3 protein-coding genes are annotated in these 2,227 nt (G+C 67.9%); all 3 read right to left on the reverse strand.

What is annotated here, in order from left to right; translation table 11 throughout:
• The coding region (locus Q4F04_RS15570) for a sugar nucleotide-binding protein (protein WP_303370698.1) at positions 1-368 on the reverse strand (368 nt) is incomplete at its 3' end.
• 58 nt (positions 369-426) lie between these two features.
• Entirely contained in the window at positions 427-1,464 is a 1,038-nt protein-coding gene (rfbB, locus tag Q4F04_RS15575; RefSeq protein WP_303370699.1) for a dTDP-glucose 4,6-dehydratase, read from the reverse strand.
• On the reverse strand, positions 1,461-2,015 hold the full coding sequence (gene rfbC / locus Q4F04_RS15580) for a dTDP-4-dehydrorhamnose 3,5-epimerase (protein WP_303370700.1): 555 nt from the start codon (positions 2,013-2,015) through the stop codon (positions 1,461-1,463). Before rfbC ends, rfbB begins: the two co-directional genes overlap by 4 nt.
• Between the last annotated feature and the right edge of the window lie 212 nt (positions 2,016-2,227).

Genomic DNA, 2,227 nt, shown 5'->3' on the forward strand with positions numbered 1-2,227 from the left:
CCGTAGACCCCCAGCGGAGCAGGCGGTGCGTCCTCGGTCCGCGACTGGTCGCCCGAGCCGTCGAAGACGTAGTCAGTCGAGATATGGACGAGGGGGATGCCCAGTTCGGCGCAGGCCGCGGCCATGGCTGCGGGCGCATCGGCGTTGACCAGCCGGGCGGCTTCGGCGTCCGACTCGGCCTTGTCGACCGCCGTGTAGGCGGCGGCATTGACGACGGCCGAGGGCCGCTCGCGCCGGATCAGCGCGGCGCAGGCGGCGGGGTCGGTCAGGTCGGTCTCATCGCGGGCCACAAACCGCGCCTCGGGCGCAAGCCGGGCGAGTTCCCGCGCGACCTGGCCGGTCCGGCCGAAGATCATCAGGCCCCTCATCGCTCCTGCACTCCCAACGGATTTTTCCTGACCCAGATACCCATGCAGCCGCGCAACCTCAGCCCGCCCCCAGCCGCCGGCCCACGCCCTCGCGGTCCAGCAGCGGGCGCCACCAGGCTTCGTTCGACAGGTACCACTCGACGGTGCGGCGCAGCCCCTCCTCGACCGTGACCGAGGGGCGCCAGCCCAGTTCCGTGCGGATGCGGGCCGGGTCGATGGCATAACGCCGGTCATGGCCGGGCCGGTCGGTGACGAAGCGGATCAGCCGGTCATGCGGGCCGCCTTCGGGCCGCAGCTCGTCCAGATGCGCGCAGATGGTGCGGACGAGATCGATGTTGCGGGCCTCGTTCTCGCCGCCGATGTTGTAGCTGCGGCCGATCGCGCCCTGTTCGAGGCACAGGAGCAGCGCGTCGGCATGGTCCTCGACATACAGCCAGTCGCGCACGTTGCCGCCGTCGCCATAGACCGGGATCTCGCGGCCGTGGAGCGCATTCAGGATCACCACCGGCACCAGCTTTTCCGGGAAATGGAAGGGTCCGTAGTTGTTCGAGCAGTTCGTCAGCACCACCGGCAGCCCGTAGGTCTCGTGCCAGGCACGGACCAGATGGTCGCTTGCCGCCTTGGACGCCGAATAGGGCGAGCGCGGGTCGTAGGGCGTGTCTTCGGTGAACTGCCCGGTCTCGCCAAGTGAGCCGAACACCTCGTCGGTCGAGATGTGGTGGAAGCGGAAGCCCTCGGGCCTGCCCTCGCGGGTCCAGAAGGCGCGCGCCGCTTCCAGCAGGTTGTAGGTGCCGGTGACATTGGTCTCGACAAAGGCACCGGGCCCGTCAATCGAGCGGTCCACGTGGCTTTCGGCGGCCAGGTGCATCACCGCATCCGGCCGGTGCTTGGCGAAGACGCGGTCCAGCGCCCTGCGGTCGCGGATGTCGGCCTGCTCGAAGGCATAAAGCGGGCTGCCCGCCACAGAGGCCACGTTCTCGAGGTTCGCCGCGTAGGTCAGCGCGTCGAGGTTCACCACCTCATGCCCGCGCGACACCGCCAGCCGCACCACGGCCGAGCCGATGAAGCCCGCGCCCCCTGTGACCAGGATCTTCATGCCGTGCCCTCGAAGGGGGATTGCCAGTCAGCGAAGGGAACGGCCGCCCGGTCCTTGTCGGACAGGATCGGGTCCACGACCCCCCAGTCGATCCCGAGGCTGTCCCAGCGCACCGCACCATCCGCCGTCTTGTCGTAGTATCCCGTGCATTTGTAGACGACCTCGGTGTCGTCCTCGCGCGTGACAAAGCCATGCAGGAAGCCCGGCGGCACCCAGAGCTGGCGGCCGTTCTGAAAGCTCAGTTCGACGCCGATCCATTGCCCATAGGTCGGACTGCCCCGCCGCCCGTCCACGGCCACGTCGTAAAGAGCCCCCCGCCCGCAGCGCACCAGCTTGCCCTGCTCATGCGGCGGCGCTTGGTAATGCAGCCCCCGCAGCGTGCCGGCCCTGGCCGAGAGCGAATGGTTGTCCTGCACGAACTCGGGCAGGTGCACCCCCGCCTCCTCCAATGTGCGCCGGTTCCAGCTTTCCGAAAAGAACCCCCGCGCATCCCCATGCCGCGCAGGCGTCAGCACCAGCACACCCGGCAGGGCCGTTTCCCCGATCCGCATCGCAACCCTTTCGATCTCGCGCTCACCACTTGCCATCTCTGCCGGGAAAGAGGAAGCGGCACGCAACCGTAGCGATGCTTCGCCTTGTTGGCGGGGAGATTCTTTCTGATAATGGGCGCGGACCACCGTGCCTATTGTGCTGTCGATCATCTTAAGGTCGGGAGCCAGTCTGCTCTCGATCAGCGCGTTCAGGATCTGTTCTCAAGGCCAAT

The sequence above is a fragment of the Paracoccus sp. (in: a-proteobacteria) genome, assembly GCF_030536915.1.
Classification (GTDB): domain Bacteria; phylum Pseudomonadota; class Alphaproteobacteria; order Rhodobacterales; family Rhodobacteraceae; genus Paracoccus.